We start from the raw sequence: 19,475 nt of genomic DNA on the forward strand, positions 1-19,475 counted from the left end.
CAAATCCTTTCGTTCCGCTACCTCTTTCTAACAGAATCTTTAGGGTGTAACATCTTTGGACGTCGTTTCATAATTGAAAGTGGAACTCGGATCATGAAGTCCTTCCAATCACTCAACCGATATGGAACCGCTGGGCTCACATATGGTATACCAAAACTCTTTAATTTTACCAAATGGCTGCAAAGCAAAAGGAAAAATAAAATGACTCCATACAGTCCAAATACACTAGCAAATAACATCGCAACAAATCGCAGCATTCTTAAAGCAATCCCTACATTATATTGCGGGAGTGTAAAGGAAGATATGGCCGTTACTGCCACAACGATGACCATAATTGGACTGACAATTCCCGCTTGCACTGCTGCTTCTCCGATAATTAAACCGCCGACAATTCCAAGTGATTGACCAATTGGTTTCGGCAAGCGGAGTCCCGCTTCTCTTAATACCTCAATAGACACTTCCATTATCATTGCTTCAATAAGTGGTGGAAAAGGAACACCTTCTCTCGTTGCTGCAATTGAAAAAGTAAGAGTAGTCGGGATTAAGCCTTGATGAAAAGAAATAAAAGAAATATATAATGAAGGTGCAAATAAAGCTGCAAAAGCTGCAAAATAACGTAAAAGTCGAATTAATGTCCCGGCTAGCCACCGTTCATAATAATCTTCGGGTGACTGCAAGAGCATATTAAAGGTCACCGGTACGATTAAGGCAAAAGGAGATCCATCTAAAAGAATGGCTACCCTGCCTTCCATTAAGGCACTCATTACACGATCTGGCCGTTCTGTACTTTGCACTTGCGGAAACGGACTTAAATAATTATCTTCAATTAATTGTTCGACATAACCTGATTCAGGGACATCGTCAATATTGATTTTACTGATTCTTTCCTTAACTTCTTCTATCAAATCATCATTTGCGATATCTTTCATGTAAGTAATAACAAGTTCTTTTTTTGATCTTTCCCCGACTTGAAAGTTGATAATGGTTAAGTTTTGATCCTTACCATACCTTCTTAAAAGGGCTGTATTATCACTTAAGTTTTCAATAAAGCCTAAACGAGGACCACGAACTAGCGCTTCCGAAGGTGGCTCTTCCATTGCTCTAGTTTTTGCTTTCGCTTCCCCTAAGAGGAAAGCCCCAGTATAACCCTCCACCAATAATGCAACGGAACCAAACATGACCCCTGAAGTTAACTCTTTCAGCTTCTGAATCTCCCTTATGTTACTAACAGAGAGGGGTTGCTTTTTCATGTAATCTTGAATGGAGTCTTTGGTTTCATTTGTAAAGTCAAACATCAATCCACGCATAATTTGTTCTTGAATCAAATCTGTATCTGCTAATCCATCTATAAAAACTACCGTAGCAAGAACATTTGTTTGCCCTAGGTGAAATTCGCGAAAATTCACATCTGAATTATGTCCAATTTCATTTCGAATCAACTCTAAATCATTCTTAAATACACCTGTAAGCATTCGAGAATTGTGATTAGTTTGAGATATGGTTTCTTTCGTTCCTGTTTCTTGTTTGGGCTTATGTCTGTCTATTGATTTCCGCCACTTCACACGAATCACTCTTTCTCTATTGAATGAACCCACTTAAAGAATTTGGTTAATCCCAATGGAACTAAAAACGTAATGATAGTTTGGATGAACACGATATAGTCAGGCATATAGGACAAGATTGTCTTTAGCAATTTGGATCACTCTCCATCTATGCTTTGCAATGGTATTGCTAGAAAAAATGATAAATCTCATATAAAAATCGACTGAATTATTTTCTATATCTACCATTATTTCCTGAAGCATGCTAGATTAACCGAGAAAATCGATTCTCACCAAAGGCAATGAATTCATCAATCCCTAGAAAAGAGTATTAGTTCATACTTATTAACTAAATCTTGGGTGGTATTTAAAATAATGACTACATAAATGGGGATAATAAAATTATCTATTTTGACTGGGGAGGATACACAATTGAGATCTACCGAAAATACATTATCGATTTTTGCATTAGGCGGCATAAATGAAATTGGGAAAAACATGTATGTTGTTCAATATGGTGACGATATCGTGATCATTGATTGTGGAGGGAAATTTCCAGACGAGAGTTTATTGGGAATCGATTTAATCATTCCTGATATGACATATTTGGAAGAAAACCAGGACAGGATTAGAGCTATGATTGTCACACATGGTCATGAAGACCATATCGGAGGCATTCCTTACTTTTTGAAAAAATTGAATGTCCCTATTTATGCGACGCGATTCACTTTAGGTCTGATTGAATTAAAGTTGGATGACCATCGTCTGAAAAGAGATACAAAACTCATTACAGTAGACTCTGACTCGAAACTGGAATTAGGTGAAATCAAAGTATCCTTTTTCAAAGTGAGCCATAGCATTCCAGATTGTTTGGGAATTGTTTTTCATACACCTGAAGGGAATATTGTTCATACAGGTGACTTTAAATTTGATTTAACACCTGCAAATAACCAATATTCCGATATCCATAGAATGGCTGAGATCGGGAATCAAGGCGTTTTAGTTTTATTATCCGAAAGTACGAATGCTGAACGCTCCGGTCTAACACCGACAGAAAGAATGGTCAGTGAACATATGGATGAGGCATTCATGAAAGCTGACGCCAAAGTTTTCGTCTCTACCTTTGCCTCGAATGTGAACCGTGTCCAACAGGTAGTGGATGCAGCCATGAAGACGAATCGAAAGCTGGCCTTACTAGGAAGAAGTATGGTTAATGTTGTTTCGGTAGCAATCGAAAGAGGATATCTGACTGTTCCTGAAGGAATGTTGATTGAGGCGCATCAAATTGAATCATTTCCTCCGGAAAAAGTAGCCATTCTGTGTACCGGAAGTCAGGGTGAACCAATGGCCGCCCTCGCACGTCTTGCAAGTGGAAATTATCGCGATGTTATCATTTATCCTGGAGATACAGTCATCTTAGCTGCATCACCGATTCCTGGTAATGAGCGCGACGTATCGAAAATCATCGATAACTTATTCCAACTCGGCGCAAAGGTCATTTACGGATCTGGAAGCACTACAGGAATGCATGTATCTGGACACGGTTATCAGGAAGACCTAAAACTGATGCTTACACTAATGAAACCGACATATTTCATTCCGATTCACGGGGAATATCGAATGCTCCACCATCATCAACTTCTTGCTGAATCCGTGGGAGTGGAAAAAGGAAATACTTTTATCATCAATAATGGTGATGTCGTTGATATCGAAAAATCGGTTGCCGTACAGACAAGGAATATTCCCGCAGGAGATACTTATGTGGACGGTGGTGGCGTTGGGAACGTAGGAGACGTTGTACTCCGTGACCGCAAACAACTTTCGGAAGATGGTATGCTCGTGATTGTATTAACATTAAGCAAAAGGGACGGAAAGATTATTCAAGGTCCTGATACCATTAGTCGCGGATTCGTCTATGTCAAAGATTCAGAAAATATTCTAAAAGACATTAATCGAATTGCAAAATCTACAATAAACGAATTACAAGAAGACAATATTCGTCAGTGGAATGTCATGAAACAAAATATTAAGAAAAGTGTTGGGCAATATTTATTCAAGCATACGCGAAGAAAACCAATGATTCTCCCTATTATTATCGAGATTTAGTCTTTAAACTAAAAAAAGGAGTCAGTCACTAATCCCTAGTGGCTGACTCCTTCATAATGATTTATTTGAGCTTCTCAATCTTCAAAACATGACTGGTTCTATCCAAAAAAGTGAAACGATAAGTTTCTCCTTCCGTTATTGTTATGGGAAGCCCAAATACAAAAAATTCACGATGATCCGCTTCAATAATATAATCCCCATCTTCCATATACTCAACATTTTTTACTAATAGCTCTTCTTCCTTCCAATCACCATTTGAGTAATCCTTCATGTCCAAAACACAATCATATGTAAACGATCCACCATAATAAATGAGTCCTCCAGTTAACAGGAGGACAAAAATCCCACCAAGGCTGAATTTCAATACGGTATTTTTTGAAACTTTTTGTGGATTTCTAAAAACGATCACAATTATTAAATATAAGAACATTGCACATAGTGTCAATCCTGTCAAAATGAGTGAACCGGTTGCAAACGATTCCAATAAAAATACTCGATAATTCACTTCAATAGTATTAATATCCGTTAATTGAAATAAAAAATTAGTAAAGATAAATATTCCTGCAATGAGCAAAAATATGACCATTATGATCATAAAACCAAAAACAATCCTCATTCGTTGATCTGAGATTCCATTTGAAATTTTGAGTTTACGCTTCTTCAACTAAATCACCTTCACTATGTAGTGCTCTCTTGTTCAAATCATTCTACTAAAATTTAGTGTTTCGGAAAGTTAACTTCTTTTGTTCTCGTAAACATATAATTTAGCGTTCTCTGGCCGATTGAATTTTGGACCTACAAATCCTCTTTTTATTAATTCCTTTCTCATAAATATCATTACCCCTCCGTGACCCACAATGAGAACATCTTCCTTTTCATCACCAATGATTCTGTCGAGGATATCATTTATTTTTTGAATTACTTCCTTCTTGCTTACAGGTTGTGAAGAATGATTAAAAAACCAAGCCAATCTTATAAGTATAAGGTGTATAGTCAAAGGAAGCTTTATATTGAATCTAAGTATTGGACTCAAACTTAATTCGCGCAATTCATTTATATAAACGATTTCACCATTAAACGCCTTTCTCGCAGTCGTAGATGCTCTTGGCAAATCGCTTGAATAACATTTCATCCACTCTATATTGCATAAATCAATCTCTTTTTCCATCACTTCTGATTCATCGTATTCTTTGACCCAATTCATCAACTCTTCTGAAGTAACAAGGCCAGATGGGTAACCCCTTTTCACTTCAAAATGACGTAGTAATCCAACTCTCATTGAATTCCCCCCCTAATAAAAACACTTTATACACTTTACCATTTTATAGGAGTGACAGCATTTTTGCAGGATATAAATCATTAGAATCGAATATTTATTTGAGGATATGAATGAATTGGAGGAATTTTATGAAAAAGTCACCTATTTTGAATGAAATTGGGACGATATTTATCCCAGTATGCAACATTGAATCCGCTCGAGATTGGTATTGTGACATATTGGGATTATCCACGGATGGAGAAATCCAATTCGGTCATATATATGTCATCCCAATGAAAGGAACAAACCTTGTATTAGACAGCAAAATATTTTCAAAGGCTAATATCAGTGAAGTTCCAAAGTTCCACTTCAATTCCGAAAATATTGAAGAAGCTTACCAATATATGAAAAGCAAAAATGTTGAACTGATAACAGAAATTGAACATGGACATTATTTTAACTTTAAAGATCCTGATGGAAATACTCTTATGATATGTAAATGTTAAATACAAAAGAGGAACTGTTTTGAATAAGTAGTTCCTTTTTTGTGGAGAAACATTATAAATAGCATATGAATTAGCATAGTAATTGGCATGCTTTTTTCGTTGGTATATCAACATTTGTAAAGAAGCGTACTCAAAATAGCATAGTAATTTACACCACAAATAGTAAAGTGCTGTTGTCATCGTGCGAACAAAGGGTATTAAATCCAATGTTATTCGTTATGTTAATTCGGCGCTGTTGTGAGAAAAGCAATGGGCTAATACCATTTTAGGTTAAAATAAATAAATATTTTGAAAACTATATTATTCAACGGAGGGGGCAGGATTGCGGAACAAGAAAAGGAGGTATATATGCCAAAGCGTTCAAATGAGGAATTGTTAGCTGGTGGTAACGTCTCAAAAGTATATAGGACAGGTAATACAGTTAGTCGGGAACTAAAGTCAAATAGCAAAAATATTCATGCACTGTTAAAACATCTTGATAAAAAAGGATACGATTATTCACCTAAATATCTTGGTATCGATGAAAAAGGACGAGAAGTATTATCATTTATCGAAGGAGAAGCTGGCAACTATCTTTAAAGGATTATATGTGGTCAGATGATGTATTACATGAAATTGCAAAAATGCTTCGTCTCTATCATGATTCAGTAAGCGACTTTTTATTTGATGACAGTTGGCAATCATTAGATAATACCCCACAAAATGCGGAGGTATTGTGCCATAACGACTTTGCAATATACAACATTATTTTTCAAAATGAAAGACCAATAGGTATTATTGATTTTGATGTAGCTGGACCTGGTCCACGACTTTGGGACATAGCTTATGCTCTTTATACTTGTGTTCCACTAAGTAGATTTTTTCTTACTGAAAAAGGTGGAAGAGTCTATTACGATTCATTTCAAGATGCCTACCGTTTAAAAAACAGAGTTAAATTGTTTTTTGATTCTTACGGAGAAGGCTTTGATGAAAATTATATAGAAATGGTACTATTGCGATTAGAAGGATTGTGTAAAACAATTAGAAGAAAAGCGAGTGAAGGTGACCTTGCTTTTCAAAAGATGATAGATGAAGGTCACCTTGAACATTATCAAAATGATATTAAATTCATTTCTGAGCATATGAATGATTGGACTTAATTTTTCTTCTTATAGAACCTTTGATTCAATAAGTACTACACACAAAAAAGCTTGAGATTCTTTTAATTTACCTCAAGCTTTTTTTGTGCTAATTTCATGGTTATTTATTTTGCTAATTGATAGGTTATTTAAAGGCAGAAAAATCAATATGATAGTAAGATAATGGAGATTTTACCAGGAGCTTTGGTAAACTAAATAGTGGGTATCGAAATTGAAGGTATTAAGGAGAATTTCGGTAATGGATTTCGTATACTCAACATCTAAATAATAATAGTCGTCGTAATCGGTACTTCCGAAGAAGAAACCTGGTTGAGTAGGTAATAAAGCGGGGGCTTGTTTCGTATCAATAACTTTTATACAAAGTTGATGGAGTCCTACCAGTTGTTCACGACTAACCTCATAAGGATCACTTGGGTCTACACCTTCTTGTACATTTTCCACGAACCAATGATGAATCTGATTAGCTTTCCTCCAATAAGCTACTTCCGTCAGGAGGCTTTTCCACTTATGGCCGTATTTTACAAAGTTCTTAACGTAAGGCTTCACTTGCTCATAAAGCTCATTTTTTTCAGATTTCAATCTTCCTAATTCCACATGAACTGACAAAACCTCTTCACACGTCATCTCACCTATTTTAGGCACTTCAAAAAGAAACATGTCTAGTCCCATCATGATCCTCCTAATAATTTTTAGCCAACCATATGACTGGCTAACGCTAGATTAGCATACTAAAACAGCATTTAGGGACAACCGCTATTTTATTCATAAAATGGACAAGAATATCAGGGACCGCTTCTATTAAAAACAAAAAAGCTGATGTGCATACATATCACATCAGCATACTATTATAAATTATTGAGTTACTTCCTCAGCAATTACATTCATTCTTTCGCGAACTTCTTCTTCACTTAAACCGTGCTGGGCAATGTAGCGATTGCGTGGGTGTACACGGCACTCATGAGAACAGCTGCGCAAGTATTTATGTTCGTTTTCTTCGGAACATAAGATTTTGTCATTACATTCAGGATTAGCACAGTTTACATAGCGCTCGCATGGTTCACCTGTGTAATAATCCTTACCAACGATTACATGCTCCTTACGGTTAACAGGAACGCTGATTCTTTCATCGAATACATACAGCTGGCCATCCCATAAATCGCCTTGTACTTCTGGATCTTTACCATAAGTAACAATTCCGCCTTCTAATTGCGAAACGTCTTCAAAACCTTCTTGAAGCATCCATCCAGAGAATTTTTCACAACGGATTCCGCCTGTGCAGTAAGTTAAAATCTTTTTACCTTCGAATTCTTGTTTATTTTCGCGAATCCATTGTGGTAAGTCACGGAAGTTACGGATGTCAGGTCTTACAGATCCACGGAAATGTCCTAGGTCATATTCATAATCATTACGAGCATCGATAACCACAGTATCTTCGCGCTGCATTGCCTCAAAGAACTCCTTCGGTTTCAAATGCTTTCCTGTAACCTTATTTGGATCGACGTCATCCTCAAGTCGTAACGTTACCAGTTCCTTACGATAACGAACCTTCATCTTCTTGAATGCATGTTCAGTTGCTTCGTCAATCTTAAAGATTGTGTCTTTAAAATAAGGGCTTTCCTGCATATATTTCATGTAAGCTTCTGTTTGTTCTACCGTCCCTGAAACGGTCCCATTAATACCTTCGGCTGAGATGAGAATTCGTCCTTTTAGGCCGATATCATCACAGACTTGTTTATGCGTTTTAGCATACTCCTCAGGATTGTCGATATTAACATATTTATAATAAAGTAATACTTGATAATTTTGTTCCATTCTAATCACCTTACATCTTTCTAAAATTACGTATAACTTTTGAATTAACTTATCTACTATATCAGATTTTCTGACTCGCTAGCAAGTCATCAAGTTTTTCGAGTACTTTTGAAGAGTTAGAAGGAATATCGCCTAGATCATTTGTTCCGATTATCAACTCTTTTATTGATGTTAAACGAATCTATAAAAAAGAGGAAACCATATCGATTTCCTCTTTTATGCTTATAAAATATCCATCCAAATCTTGATAGTTGTTCCTGCAATAAGCACGGCTAAGATGATTTGAAGTATTTTTGTGTTCATTTTTTTACCTGCTATAGCACCCAGCGGAGAAGCAATGAGACTGGCAACGACCATAATTAACGCAGGATAATAGTCAACCTGTCCTGTCGTGACTTTCCCAACAGTAGATCCTATAGAAGAGATGAAAGTAATCGCTAATGAAGTGGCAATGGTCATTCTTGTAGGAATCTTTAATACTACAAGCATAATTGGCACCAATAAGAATGCTCCAGCAGCTCCCACAATCCCTGAACCGATTCCTACTATCAACGCCAATATTGCCGCAAGCCACTTATTAAACTTTACTTGATCAAGGGGAATATCATCGATTCCCTTCTTTGGTATAAACATCATTACAGCTGCAATTAAAGCTAAAGTACCGTAAACTATATTGATTCCAGCTTCAGACATCATCTTGGATCCGAATCCGCCAATAAAGCTACCGATAAGGATACTGGAACCCATATAGATAATCAAATTCTTGTTTAAGTATCCGCCTTTTCGATACGCCCAAACTCCACCAATTGTCGCAAAAAACACTTGTACGGCACTGATACCCGAAACCTCATGCGCTGAAAAAGCCGCAACTCCAAGCATAGGTGGAATATATAGCAACATTGGATATTTAATTATGGAACCGCCAATTCCTAGCATTCCTGAAATATATGAACCAATAAAACCGATAAGAAATATGGTAATAATAAAAGTAAGATCCATTCGTTTCTCCCCCTTTTAAAAACGCCTATACTTAAGGCTGATTTCGCAATGATTGTTGCTTTTATTATGGGACTCTTCCCCCGCATTCTTTACGACTTCGTGGTTCTTTTCCAGAAGTTCCTGAACCAAGAATTCATAAAAATTCGTAAAAATCCAGAAGCCGATTTTTACATTTAAGTGTGAAAACAACAACGGTTACGAAAAGAGCCTTACTTAAAAATAATAGGAACCAAAACATGGTTCCTATTATTCATTACCCTTTTTTAATCCAGAATTTGAAAACACCGTTTTCTTCAGTAGAATCCAACAATTCGTGTCCGCCTGATTTTGACCAAGCAGCTAAATCATTCTTTGCGCCTTTATCTGTTGCTAGGATTTCTAGTACTTGACCAGATTCCATTTCATTCATTGCTTTTTTTGTCTTAACGATTGGCATTGGGCAAGCCAAACCTTTTGCGTCTAAAATTCTATCTACGTTCATTTTCAACACTCCTATTATTTATTATTTAAGTTATCGCACTGCACATCGATTAGGTCCGATTTCCATCTCACGTTGCTTTTCTTCATCTGGGTTGATTTTACCCATATTCGTTTCACGAATTTCTTGGTATGCATTTGGTTGTGGAGGCAAGTTCTCTGTCACCAATTTTCTGAATTCATTTTCGTCTTCAATATTTAAACCATGGTTTTGAGCAAATAATGTGCTTAACTTCTCTGAAACACTGCCGTCTTCATTAAGTTCATCAATAATCATAAAGTGAGCCGGTAATACGACTAGTTCGCCAGAAAGTTCTCTGTAACGCTTATATAGTGATTCGCGTAAATCGCCTACCCAATCTTCAGCCATTCCAGCAAGATCCGGACGTCCGATTGAGTCGATGAACAGGATGTCGCCTGATAATAAATATTTCTCACCTACCACGAATGAAGTGGATCCAATTGTATGACCTGGAGAGTATAACGCGTGAATATCAATTGTTGTGTTTCCGATTTTCACAAGGTTTCCATCTTCTAATGCTTGGTATTCAAAAGTAACTTCCTCTGCGTCTTTAGGAGGTAACCAGTAAGTTGCACCTGTGGCTTCAGCAATTTTTCTTCCACCAGAAATGTGGTCAGCGTGAAGGTGAGTGTCAAATACGTGAGTAATTTTCACACCATTCGCTTCAGCAAAATCAGTATAAACATCAGTCATACGTGTTGCATCGATAAGAGCTGCTTCTCCGTTTGAAAGGACCATGTAAGAAAGACAACCTTTTCCAAGTCTTACAAATTGGTAAAGTGAAGCATCACCGGCAAGTTCTCCTACTTTAACTGGTTCCAAATGTTCGCTCCAAGCTTTCATACCGCCTGCTAAGTAAGAAACGTCATGTCCTTCATCAGAAAGCATTTCAGCTATCATGATGGATGACCCTTCTTTGGCACAAACAACTAGTACTTCTTTTTCAGTAGGGATCTGACCAAGAATTTCTTCTACGCCATCCAACAAGTCGAAGTAAGGAATATTTACATATTGAAAGTTTTCGCTTTCAATTTTCCAATCTTGAAAATCGTTTTCGTTTCTAACATCAAGAACAAATAGATCAGCTTTATTGATTACTCTCTTTGCTACTTCACTTGCTTTCATTGCTGTAACTGCCATAACTTTTACCCCCTACAGTATATTTAATCTCAAAAAATTTTAATGATTATTACACTACGGTTAATTTATTACTTCGTGATGGATTCAGTTGTACCGTTCCATTGAGTCATGCCCGGTAAAACATTGAATACTTTTCCAAAGCCTTTTTCAGATAACTTTTGTGCTGCTAGGTCGCTTCTGCTTCCTGTACGGCAAACTACATAAACTTCAGCATCTTGATTAAGTTCGTTCATACGCTCTTCTAATTCACCTAGTGGTATAGAAACTGCATTTGGAATATGACTGAAAGCAAATTCCGCTGATTCCCTTACGTCAAGAAGAACAAATTGGTCACCTGATTGAAGCTTCTTTTCAAGTTCATCATTTTGGATGACATGCGGGTGCTTTCTTTCTACAGTATCTTCTCCAGAAGCTTTACGTAAATAGTGTGTAAGAACCGTACCATCTTCAATTGTTCCTAAATATTGATGACCAGTGCTTTCTGCCCAAGCTTTCAAATCCGCTTTAGAACCTTTATCTGTTGCTTGAATTTCAAGTACTTGACCAGCTTCTAATCCGGCAATTGCTTTTTTCGTTTTAACGATTGGCATAGGACAAGCTAGTCCTTTTGCATCCAATACAAGATTTGCTTTAATGTTTTCCATTATAAATGCCTCCCATGTATACGTATTAGGGTATTCAACTTTTCAAAAAAATTTACTCAGTCTTACCTTCCCAAGCTAGCATTCCGCCAGTCATATTGATCACTTTGTAGCCTTGGCTTTCAAGGAACTGTGAAGCACGACCGCTTCGTCCACCCGAACGGCAAACCATGATGTATTCTTTAGATTTATCAAGCTCATTCATGCGGAATTCTACTAATCCCAAAGGAATGTTCACTGCTCCAGGGATTTTGCCTTCAGCAACTTCGCTCGTTTCACGAACATCGATGATATCAAGTTTTTTCCCTTCATTAAGAAGCGTTTCTAATTCTTTAGTTGTAATTTCTTTCATCAGTAAATCCTCCTTAAAGTCAATAAGAATGTACCTTCATTTATTTATCTCTATGCTCAGGTAAAGCTATTCTCCCTCAAACAAAGAGGAAGAATACCATTAGATAAATAGGTTTACGTTGCCATCTTCTGCATCAGCTAAATAAGCTGCTACACCAGCATATTCGATATTGTTTAGTAATTCTTCTTGTTGAAGACCTAATAAGTCCATTGTCATTGTACAAGCTACAAGCTTAATGTCTTGCTCTTGAGCCATCTCAATTAATTGTGGAAGAGTTAACGCATTATGCTTCTTCATCACATCTTTAATCATTTTAGGTCCCATACCTGCGAAATTCATCTTTGAAAGACCCATTTTGTCTGCGCCTCTTGGCATCATTTTCCCAAACATCTTTTCCATGAAACCTTTTTTAACTGGAACGTGCTCATCTTTACGAAGTGCATTCAAACCCCAGAAAGTATGGAAGATTGTCACTTCATGATCATATGCAGCTGCACCATTTGCAATAATATAAGCTGCCATTGCTTTATCGTAATCGCCACTGAATAATACAATTGTTGTCTTTTTAGTTTCCATTTCTTATTTCCCCCTATTACAACAATTACCCATTAGGGTATGTTGAGTTTTAAAAAAATAGCAGATATATTATTTACCCCACAGGGTATATAATAATCCGAATCAAATCTTGTGTCAACAACTCTTTTCAACTTCAATTTTTGCAGACAGATGTTATATCCATTTGTTTATTATGGGAATTCATAATCGTATACCCAGACACTTTAATCCCTTTTTTCTTAAGCAAGCGAATCCCCATATTCTTGTCAAAATGATTATCGACAATAATATGAACTTCCTTAGCACGTATTTCATGTATGAATCTGTGCAAGTATGCAATTGGAATATTCTTAGCGTTTGTTACTGGATTCTTATATGAAAGGTTATAGTCCCTCAGATCAATAACTTCTGTTGAGGATTGGATTGTTGAACTTATTTCTTTACATTCCACGCCTCGAACTGGATAGTATCTCTGATAAATCGGATGACCAACGGCGAAACAAATCAAACCCGTTACGAACCACGACATCACAAACCTCCTAAAGGCTTTCGATTAACTTAACTTACATTGAACATCATAATACCTTATAGGGTATATTGTCAACACTATTATCTTGAATTCTTTGTTTAAGATTTTCAAAGAACCATGAAGATATTTAAGTATTAATCACAATAAGGAAGATAAACGGAATATCTATCAACAAAAAAACAAATGCGTGTATGGTTTAATAAGAACACTTGATTATTATAATGACAAATTAAGTTGTTAACTCACTTCATTGATTTGACGCAAGCGTTTAATTAATAAGGGAATTGCTCTTTTTAACCAAAATGTTGAACAAACCATCCCACCAGACATTCCTCCATGATCGTAACGAGGAGTAAGGATGTAATCTTTCAAACCCAGCTTGCTGCCTGTAAATTGCTCGAACGCAAAATACACTTCCTTAAGAAAGTGTTCCTCTGAACAAGGTAAAAACATCTTAGAAAAATGTGTTTCTAACTCGCTCCAAATATAAGGATCACCTCTTAAACCCCATTCACCTAGAGGTTCCCGAAAAATGATAGATACTCTTCCTCCCATTTTAAGCTCCTCCTTTTTCTAATAATCAGTCTATATTCTAGTTTTCAATTCAATGAAGTACCTACATTATTCTATAGCTGAACCTACAAATAAAGCAGTATCCAATAAACATGTAATGAAAGTGTAAATGAGTATGCCACAGAAGCAAACATGACGAGACTGAGGAGAAGTTTCGTTCTGTTAAGTTTTATTTTAAAGACAAAAACCAGTAAACAAGCGGATAAAAAAATTTTAATAAGCATAAATAAGAAAGGGCTATTATCATAAACGACAGCCATTAAATGATTAGCCTCTGTTATTACATTTAGATGAAGGCCGATAAAAGTAACAATACCATCAATTAAATTAACCAGTGCTAAGTAAATAAATAATTTAGTCACTTCAAAATAGCCCCTTTATATAAATGGAAGTATTTTAGAACAACAATTATTTCTTAATAAAGAACAAACAAACAATAGAATTCCACTAGAACTTTACTTTCATTCCTTTACATCTTACCTTATTTCCATAAGAAATGTAAACTTCCTTGGAATTCCTCTACCATGAATCGTTTCTTTAAAAAGAACAAAATCCTCTAACAGGCTGATATTACCACCTCTAACAACGCTCTTTATCTGTTACAATGCTTAGGTATGTAATAAGGAGGCTGGCACTATATGAGAAAACGCAATGTCCTCCGCGTACTGGTAATCATCGTTACCTTTTTCGGAGGCTTTTTATCTGGAATGTTTTATATAGAAGGAAAGCAGAAAAATACATCCATTCAGACGCAACCCAATCCACATTCATCAAAAAAACAATATGAAAAACTAGTACCTAAGTGGACAGAACCTATAGACAATGTTCTGATCGGTTATGTACAAGACTTTCGCGATCCTGCACAAGTTGATTATAATCATTTATCACATATTATTTTTTCATTTGCTCATCCATTGAAAGATGGAAGCATCAAATTAAATGGTGATTTAGCGATAAAAAATTTACGAGCCATTGTTGCGAATGCACATAAAAATGACAAGAAAGCCATTCTTGCCGTTGGAGGCTGGTTTCATATCGACGGTGGAGAATCGTATGGGTATTTCAAAGAAGCAATGAGCAATCCTACTTCAAGAACAAAGTTAGCCAATGAACTATACACTATCGCTGAGCGCGAAAACCTTGATGGGATTGATATTGATTTTGAACATCCTCATTCAAAAGCTGATGCTCAAAATTTGGCCGCTTTTACAAAGGAATTGAGCAACAAGCTTCATCCAAAAGGAAAAGAACTTTCGATTGCAGTTTACGCAAAAATTCACGCAGTTACACTTTCTGAATCAGGTTTTGTAGTTTATGAGCCCTCTATGTTCAACGATGTTGACCATGTGAATATCATGGCATACGACGGTCAGTGGGATGATGGATACAATGCTTCAAACCTTTCTCCTTATCCATTCACTGAAAAAGTCGTTAAGTATTGGGCAACTTACTTCGATGAACACAAGTTATCCAAAGAGAAACTTGTTCTAGGCGTTCCTTTCTATGGACAACCTGAAAACCCTAAAATCAAACAGGTTTCATTTGCAGCCATTGTGAATAAAGGTGAAGAAAATGCAAGTCGTGACACAGTAGTTATGAACGGTACCACCTATCATTATAACGGCCGTGTAACCATGCAAAAGAAGACCAATCTTGCGCTAGAAAATGGATTTGGTGGAATGATGCTTTGGGAAGCAGGTCATGATGCAACTGGGAAACATAGCTTAACCGCTGCGATTTCTAATTTTATTACTGAAGCCAATGAACAAAAACGTTTATCGGTAAAAAAATAGAGAGGGCTTGTTGCCCTCTCTATTTCTATTTACTCATCTTCATCCATTAATTGATCAAAGGCCTCTGAAACCTTATCAAATTCCTCATCGCTTTCGATCGCAGAGAAATCTCCGTCTTCGTCCACTTTCAAAAAGAAGATATCAATATCTTCATCTGTTTCTTGTTTTACGTCTTCAGAAAAAGCGACAGCTACAAATGTTGATGCCTCAATCTCCATCACACCTAGAACTTCAACTTCCTGTTCAACATCATTTTCATCGCTAATTGTAAATACTTCGCCAACTTCGATTTTTTCCATGTTCATCTCCCTTTCATGAAAAGATTATCTTCCCTTTTTCTTCCCTTTTTTAGGAAGTTTCATGCATGCATGTCCCTCTTATCATAGCATTACATTTTGTTGTGTCTATGAATAAAGTCTAATATCTCTTGTTTTTGTTCAGAAAAGACTTGCTTCCCCAATTCAGTGAGCTTATCCATGTACTCGACTTCATCAAACGGAACCTCTTCTCCCAGTTCTTTATTGATTCGTAGGTAGTTACTCCCTAGAAGTCTTTTGCAATAGTAAGAAACAGATTCAGATGAGAGATCAACTGCCAAATCGATCAGTTTTGGTGTAACTTTCATAGATGGAAGGTGAAAAGGCAGCCATTTTTTGATTCCCCAATTTTTATTTTTTTCAATATGAAAATCAATATGCTGTTTCCCTGTACCAATCGAAAGAATATGTATGTCTCTTAATTCGCTTTTGAAAAAACTGAGTGCCTCTGTAATGCAGACGAGGGAAGGATTATTTGCCCACAAGCCCCCATCAATCGATAAGAAATCGTTATTTACGTTATTGGGTGGAAAGTAGACTGGTGCTGAACAGGATGATAATATGGCGTCCCAAAGGTGGATGAATAGTTTGTCACCCGGATGTTCTTTATAGTTGGAACGATGTACATATGGCCTGCCATGTGTAATATCAACTGCAGGAATGAGTAAAGGTTTCTTTACGTCTTGTAGTGTAACGTCTTTAAATGCCTTTTCTAATAGAGCCCGTAAGTATTTGTCACTGTATACACTTTTGAAGAAGCCAACAGTTGCTTTTCTAATGAAAATTTTTTCACCATAAGCTTTGTAACTGTCCATAACATCCTTCATTTTTGTCTCTAGAGCGGCAGATGCGGCAATGATTGATCCCGTACTGGTTCCAGCAATCACGTCGAATAAATTGCCAATTGGCTCTTGCAATTCCTCTTCTATCGCTTGCAAAATGGCGATGGCGAATACACCTCGTATACCCCCGCCATCAATACACAACATTTTCATTATTTCCACCTATGATCAGACTTTTTTACATTTTGTCCTTTTGGAGGTGGTTCTATCCTTGAAAAAGGACTTTGAGTAAGGGGTATTTTGACTTTCCAGGATGCTTTAATTAATTTTATCAATACATAAATGCGGTTTATCAATTTGATATGACCATTTATCGATACGATTTTTCAATATATCAATACAAAAACAAGGGATATCGATATGTCGACACTTATCGACATAACCGATACCCTTATAGGTAACACTCTATTTACTTTCCAATACTCTTATAAACTCACGCAAATAATCCGGTAGATCTGGTGGGCGACGACTTGAGACAAGATGTCCATCCACCACTACAGGCTCGTCTATCCAAGTTGCTCCAGCATTTTCCATATCGTCTTTGATACCAGGTGTACTTGTTACTTTTTTACCATGAAGGATTTTTGCTGAGATCAGCACCCATCCAGCATGGCAAATTTGTCCTATGGGCTTTTGTTTTTCTTCCATATGATGAAGTAGACTTAACACTTCTGGAAACCGGCGAATCTTATCTGGAGCCCATCCACCTGGAACAAGAATAGCATCATAATCTTCCCCGCTAATATCTCCATAGGAAAAATCGGATTCAGCTGGTACTCCATATTTCCCGATATACTTTTCTTTTGCTTGTTCGCCTGCAAGATGAACGATTGCCCCTTCTTCCCTTAAGCGCAGAATTGGGTACCAAAGTTCGAGATCTTCGAATTCATGATGAACCAAACTTATAACTTTTTTGCCTTCTAAACGCATCGATAAATCAACTCCTTTACTCTTCTTACCATCATACTATTGTCTGTATTTTAACTAAAGCTAAACACCTTTTAGAATCATACTATTTGATGATCTTCTTTAAATCAATGATTGCCATTTTTTCTTCTGAATTGTTACCTACCCAAAAAATGAAAAGCCTGAGTTTTGAATTTTTATCATAATAACCACAGTCATCCTTGCAATCCCAATAATAGTAATTATTTTTATTAAACGAGGAAAACCGTAATTCATAGTAAGGATTAATCTTGAAATCTACATCTTGTATATGTTCCTTTCCTTTATATCGAACTTTAATACGATAACTGCCATTAAGGCCTACTAATTTAGAGTTAATTTCAATGAACCAATTCATATCTTCACCCATATAAGTGACAGTTCTTGTTCGAAATATCACTTCATACATCGAAACAATCAGTAACAAAACAATAAATGACCAAATGAGATTCTTTTTCATAGCCTTTTTTATATGTGCATGTTGATTTACGCTCCAATTAATGAAAGACAGAAAAGCAACGATGTTCTTCAATAGCCTTTTCATAAAAAAAACACCTCTATATAAGAGATGTAAAAGAATCATATATATGACAGATTTGAATGAGCCACAGCATTTCCTTTAACTAAATGTCTTCTGAAACTAGACGGTCCAATTCAAGCATTTGAAGTTACTAGAGGTCAAAATTCCTCAAGTCGATCAATCTTTAGCTAAAATTACCTTTCTATCATCCTTACTTATTTCATTTCCATTCATGAATATGGTATATTTTGGTTTAACAGGACGGTGATGAGGAGCATGTTTTTGAAGAAAAATTCATTCTTAGGTGAAAAAAATGGCGTTTCCTACTTAGATGGAGTAATTAAATTCAAAGGTGTTTCATTGAATGTGTATAGCTATTTAGTTGATGGTGTATTGATTGATACTGGAGCGCAATCCTTACATAAATATTTTGAAGCGTTTATTGATAGTGCAGATTTTGATCAAGTTATGCTTACTCATTTTCATGAAGATCATACAGGCTGTGCCGCCTATGTTGAAAAGACAAAGAAACTACCAATCTACTTAAATGATAAAACAATAGATTATTGCTCCAAACGAGCAGATTATCCTTTATATCGGCAACTCTTTTGGGGAAGACGAAAGCCATTTCATGCGAAATCGATGCCTACAAAGTTTTTTTCTAGAAATGCAACGTGGGATGTTATTGATACCCCTGGACATGCTTATGATCACAAAGCCTTCTTAAATAAGGAATCCGGTCAATTATTTACGGGGGATCTTTTTGTTAGTGAGCGGATAAAAGTAGCATTAAAAGAAGAAAGTATTCCTACAATCATTGACTCATTAGAGCGAGTATTAACTTATGATTTTCAAGATGTTTTTTGCAGCCATGCAGGGCTTCTCAAAGACGGCCGCGAAGCGCTTAGACGAAAAAGAGACAATTTACTATCCATACAACAAGAGGTATTAACTTTGCAAAAACAAGGGAACTCAGCTGAAGTAATCCGGAACAAGCTTTTTCAAAAAAAATACCCCATCACAAAATTTTCAGGTGGAGAATGGGATTCACTACACATTGTCACTTCGATTATGAATGAAAATAGTCAACCAAAGCCACATGATTACATAAGATAATTTCGGATTAGGAGTGGACAGGATAAACATTCTTTTGTTTGCCAAGCCAATCGTCTTTCTATTTCCTTCAATTTCCACTTTTCCATAACAGGCAAAAAAAGAAGATAAGCTGCTTTAAATAGCTTATCTTCTTTTACTTATTTAGGAAGCAGAATCACACTTTGATTCGCAATTATTTGCTAAAGAACATGCCGAACATTTTCCTTGTTTGCTCTTTTGGACATGTCGGTAAATAGACCATCCTGCATATCCAAAAATAAGAGAGCCTAACACAATATTCAAAACCATAGGT

23 protein-coding genes and 1 pseudogene are annotated in these 19,475 nt (G+C 36.3%); 5 read left to right on the forward strand and 19 right to left on the reverse strand.

Translation table 11 applies throughout. The features are described 5' to 3' along the window. Window positions 1-17 precede the first annotated feature (17 nt). Window positions 18-1,499 carry a spore germination protein gene (locus BMZ31_RS10865; protein WP_254778780.1) on the reverse strand — a complete coding sequence of 494 codons (1,482 nt, stop codon included), beginning with the start codon at window positions 1,497-1,499 and terminating at the stop codon, window positions 18-20. 474 nt (window positions 1,500-1,973) lie between these two features. On the opposite strand from BMZ31_RS10865, the gene BMZ31_RS10870 reads away from it, so the two are divergent. Next, a complete protein-coding gene (locus tag BMZ31_RS10870) occupies window positions 1,974-3,647 on the forward strand; it encodes a ribonuclease J (protein ID WP_175478079.1) in 1,674 nt (557 codons plus the stop codon). A 61-nt stretch (window positions 3,648-3,708) separates the two neighbouring features. Here the strand turns inward: BMZ31_RS10870 and BMZ31_RS10875 are convergent, their stop codons facing one another. Both BMZ31_RS10875 and BMZ31_RS10880 read right to left on the reverse strand, forming a co-directional pair. Next, window positions 3,709-4,311, reverse strand: a complete 603-nt coding sequence (locus tag BMZ31_RS10875; protein ID WP_090831764.1) for a hypothetical protein — start codon at window positions 4,309-4,311, stop codon at window positions 3,709-3,711. Window positions 4,312-4,380: 69 nt separating this feature from the next. Beyond that, window positions 4,381-4,926: a histidine phosphatase family protein gene (locus BMZ31_RS10880; RefSeq protein ID WP_090831765.1), complete on the reverse strand. Its 546-nt coding sequence runs from the start codon at window positions 4,924-4,926 to the stop codon at window positions 4,381-4,383. A 128-nt stretch (window positions 4,927-5,054) separates the two neighbouring features. Here BMZ31_RS10880 and BMZ31_RS10885 point away from each other — a divergent pair, with 128 nt between their 5' ends. Further along, complete coding sequence (locus BMZ31_RS10885) at window positions 5,055-5,411, forward strand: VOC family protein (protein WP_090831766.1); 357 nt, start codon at window positions 5,055-5,057, stop codon at window positions 5,409-5,411. Between the two features lie 348 nt (window positions 5,412-5,759). Next, window positions 5,760-6,550: pseudogene (locus BMZ31_RS10890) on the forward strand (phosphotransferase). A 171-nt stretch (window positions 6,551-6,721) separates the two neighbouring features. Here the strand turns inward: BMZ31_RS10890 and BMZ31_RS10895 are convergent. From BMZ31_RS10895 to BMZ31_RS21050, 11 genes are all read right to left on the reverse strand, one after another. Next, window positions 6,722-7,219, reverse strand: a complete 498-nt coding sequence (locus BMZ31_RS10895) for a hypothetical protein (RefSeq protein WP_090831767.1) — start codon at window positions 7,217-7,219, stop codon at window positions 6,722-6,724. Window positions 7,220-7,402: 183 nt separating this feature from the next. Beyond that, window positions 7,403-8,362: an oxygen-dependent tRNA uridine(34) hydroxylase TrhO gene (locus BMZ31_RS10900; RefSeq protein ID WP_090831768.1), complete on the reverse strand. Its 960-nt coding sequence runs from the start codon at window positions 8,360-8,362 to the stop codon at window positions 7,403-7,405. 222 nt (window positions 8,363-8,584) lie between these two features. Beyond that, window positions 8,585-9,361 carry a sulfite exporter TauE/SafE family protein gene (locus BMZ31_RS10905; protein ID WP_090831769.1) on the reverse strand — a complete coding sequence of 259 codons (777 nt, stop codon included), beginning with the start codon at window positions 9,359-9,361 and terminating at the stop codon, window positions 8,585-8,587. 253 nt (window positions 9,362-9,614) lie between these two features. Further along, window positions 9,615-9,842, reverse strand: coding sequence for a sulfurtransferase TusA family protein (locus BMZ31_RS10910; RefSeq protein ID WP_090831770.1), 228 nt, complete (start codon window positions 9,840-9,842; stop codon window positions 9,615-9,617). A 30-nt stretch (window positions 9,843-9,872) separates the two neighbouring features. Continuing rightward, on the reverse strand, window positions 9,873-11,000 hold the full coding sequence (locus BMZ31_RS10915) for an MBL fold metallo-hydrolase (protein WP_090831771.1): 1,128 nt from the start codon (window positions 10,998-11,000) through the stop codon (window positions 9,873-9,875). 68 nt (window positions 11,001-11,068) lie between these two features. Continuing rightward, window positions 11,069-11,644: a sulfurtransferase TusA family protein gene (locus BMZ31_RS10920; protein WP_090831772.1), complete on the reverse strand. Its 576-nt coding sequence runs from the start codon at window positions 11,642-11,644 to the stop codon at window positions 11,069-11,071. 52 nt (window positions 11,645-11,696) lie between these two features. After that, the gene (locus BMZ31_RS10925) at window positions 11,697-11,993 is read right to left on the reverse strand and encodes a rhodanese-like domain-containing protein (RefSeq protein WP_090831773.1); all 297 of its coding nucleotides are present in this window, start codon (window positions 11,991-11,993) and stop codon (window positions 11,697-11,699) included. A 99-nt stretch (window positions 11,994-12,092) separates the two neighbouring features. Continuing rightward, window positions 12,093-12,569, reverse strand: coding sequence for a DsrE/DsrF/DrsH-like family protein (locus tag BMZ31_RS10930; RefSeq protein ID WP_090831774.1), 477 nt, complete (start codon window positions 12,567-12,569; stop codon window positions 12,093-12,095). 133 nt (window positions 12,570-12,702) lie between these two features. Continuing rightward, a complete protein-coding gene (locus BMZ31_RS10935) occupies window positions 12,703-13,077 on the reverse strand; it encodes a hypothetical protein (protein WP_090831775.1) in 375 nt (124 codons plus the stop codon). Window positions 13,078-13,314: 237 nt separating this feature from the next. Beyond that, window positions 13,315-13,632: a hypothetical protein gene (locus BMZ31_RS10940; protein WP_090831776.1), complete on the reverse strand. Its 318-nt coding sequence runs from the start codon at window positions 13,630-13,632 to the stop codon at window positions 13,315-13,317. Between the two features lie 83 nt (window positions 13,633-13,715). Beyond that, on the reverse strand, window positions 13,716-14,012 hold the full coding sequence (locus tag BMZ31_RS21050) for a DUF5658 family protein (RefSeq protein ID WP_090831777.1): 297 nt from the start codon (window positions 14,010-14,012) through the stop codon (window positions 13,716-13,718). 276 nt (window positions 14,013-14,288) lie between these two features. Here BMZ31_RS21050 and BMZ31_RS10950 point away from each other — a divergent pair, with 276 nt between their 5' ends. After that, the gene (locus tag BMZ31_RS10950) at window positions 14,289-15,443 is read left to right on the forward strand and encodes a glycoside hydrolase family 18 protein (RefSeq protein WP_090831778.1); all 1,155 of its coding nucleotides are present in this window, start codon (window positions 14,289-14,291) and stop codon (window positions 15,441-15,443) included. A gap of 29 nt (window positions 15,444-15,472) precedes the next feature. Here the strand turns inward: BMZ31_RS10950 and BMZ31_RS10955 are convergent, their stop codons facing one another. The 4 genes from BMZ31_RS10955 to BMZ31_RS10970 all read right to left on the reverse strand — a co-directional run bounded on the left by BMZ31_RS10955 (window position 15,473) and on the right by BMZ31_RS10970 (window position 18,091). Continuing rightward, window positions 15,473-15,748, reverse strand: a complete 276-nt coding sequence (locus BMZ31_RS10955; RefSeq protein WP_139205941.1) for a DUF1292 domain-containing protein — start codon at window positions 15,746-15,748, stop codon at window positions 15,473-15,475. Window positions 15,749-15,831: 83 nt separating this feature from the next. Continuing rightward, window positions 15,832-16,755 carry a CBASS cGAMP-activated phospholipase gene (locus BMZ31_RS10960; protein WP_090831780.1) on the reverse strand — a complete coding sequence of 308 codons (924 nt, stop codon included), beginning with the start codon at window positions 16,753-16,755 and terminating at the stop codon, window positions 15,832-15,834. A gap of 252 nt (window positions 16,756-17,007) precedes the next feature. Further along, window positions 17,008-17,532 carry a type 1 glutamine amidotransferase domain-containing protein gene (locus tag BMZ31_RS10965; protein WP_090831781.1) on the reverse strand — a complete coding sequence of 175 codons (525 nt, stop codon included), beginning with the start codon at window positions 17,530-17,532 and terminating at the stop codon, window positions 17,008-17,010. 82 nt (window positions 17,533-17,614) lie between these two features. Continuing rightward, window positions 17,615-18,091 carry a hypothetical protein gene (locus BMZ31_RS10970; protein ID WP_090831782.1) on the reverse strand — a complete coding sequence of 159 codons (477 nt, stop codon included), beginning with the start codon at window positions 18,089-18,091 and terminating at the stop codon, window positions 17,615-17,617. A gap of 252 nt (window positions 18,092-18,343) precedes the next feature. On the opposite strand from BMZ31_RS10970, the gene BMZ31_RS10975 reads away from it, so the two are divergent. Further along, on the forward strand, window positions 18,344-19,183 hold the full coding sequence (locus BMZ31_RS10975; protein ID WP_090831783.1) for an MBL fold metallo-hydrolase: 840 nt from the start codon (window positions 18,344-18,346) through the stop codon (window positions 19,181-19,183). Window positions 19,184-19,324: 141 nt separating this feature from the next. Here the strand turns inward: BMZ31_RS10975 and BMZ31_RS10980 are convergent, their stop codons facing one another. Beyond that, entirely contained in the window at window positions 19,325-19,471 is a 147-nt protein-coding gene (locus BMZ31_RS10980; RefSeq protein ID WP_090831784.1) for a FeoB-associated Cys-rich membrane protein, read from the reverse strand. Between the last annotated feature and the right edge of the window lie 4 nt (window positions 19,472-19,475).

This window comes from Bacillus sp. cl95, from assembly GCF_900115925.1.
Classification (GTDB): Bacteria; Bacillota; Bacilli; order Bacillales; family Cytobacillaceae; genus Neobacillus_A.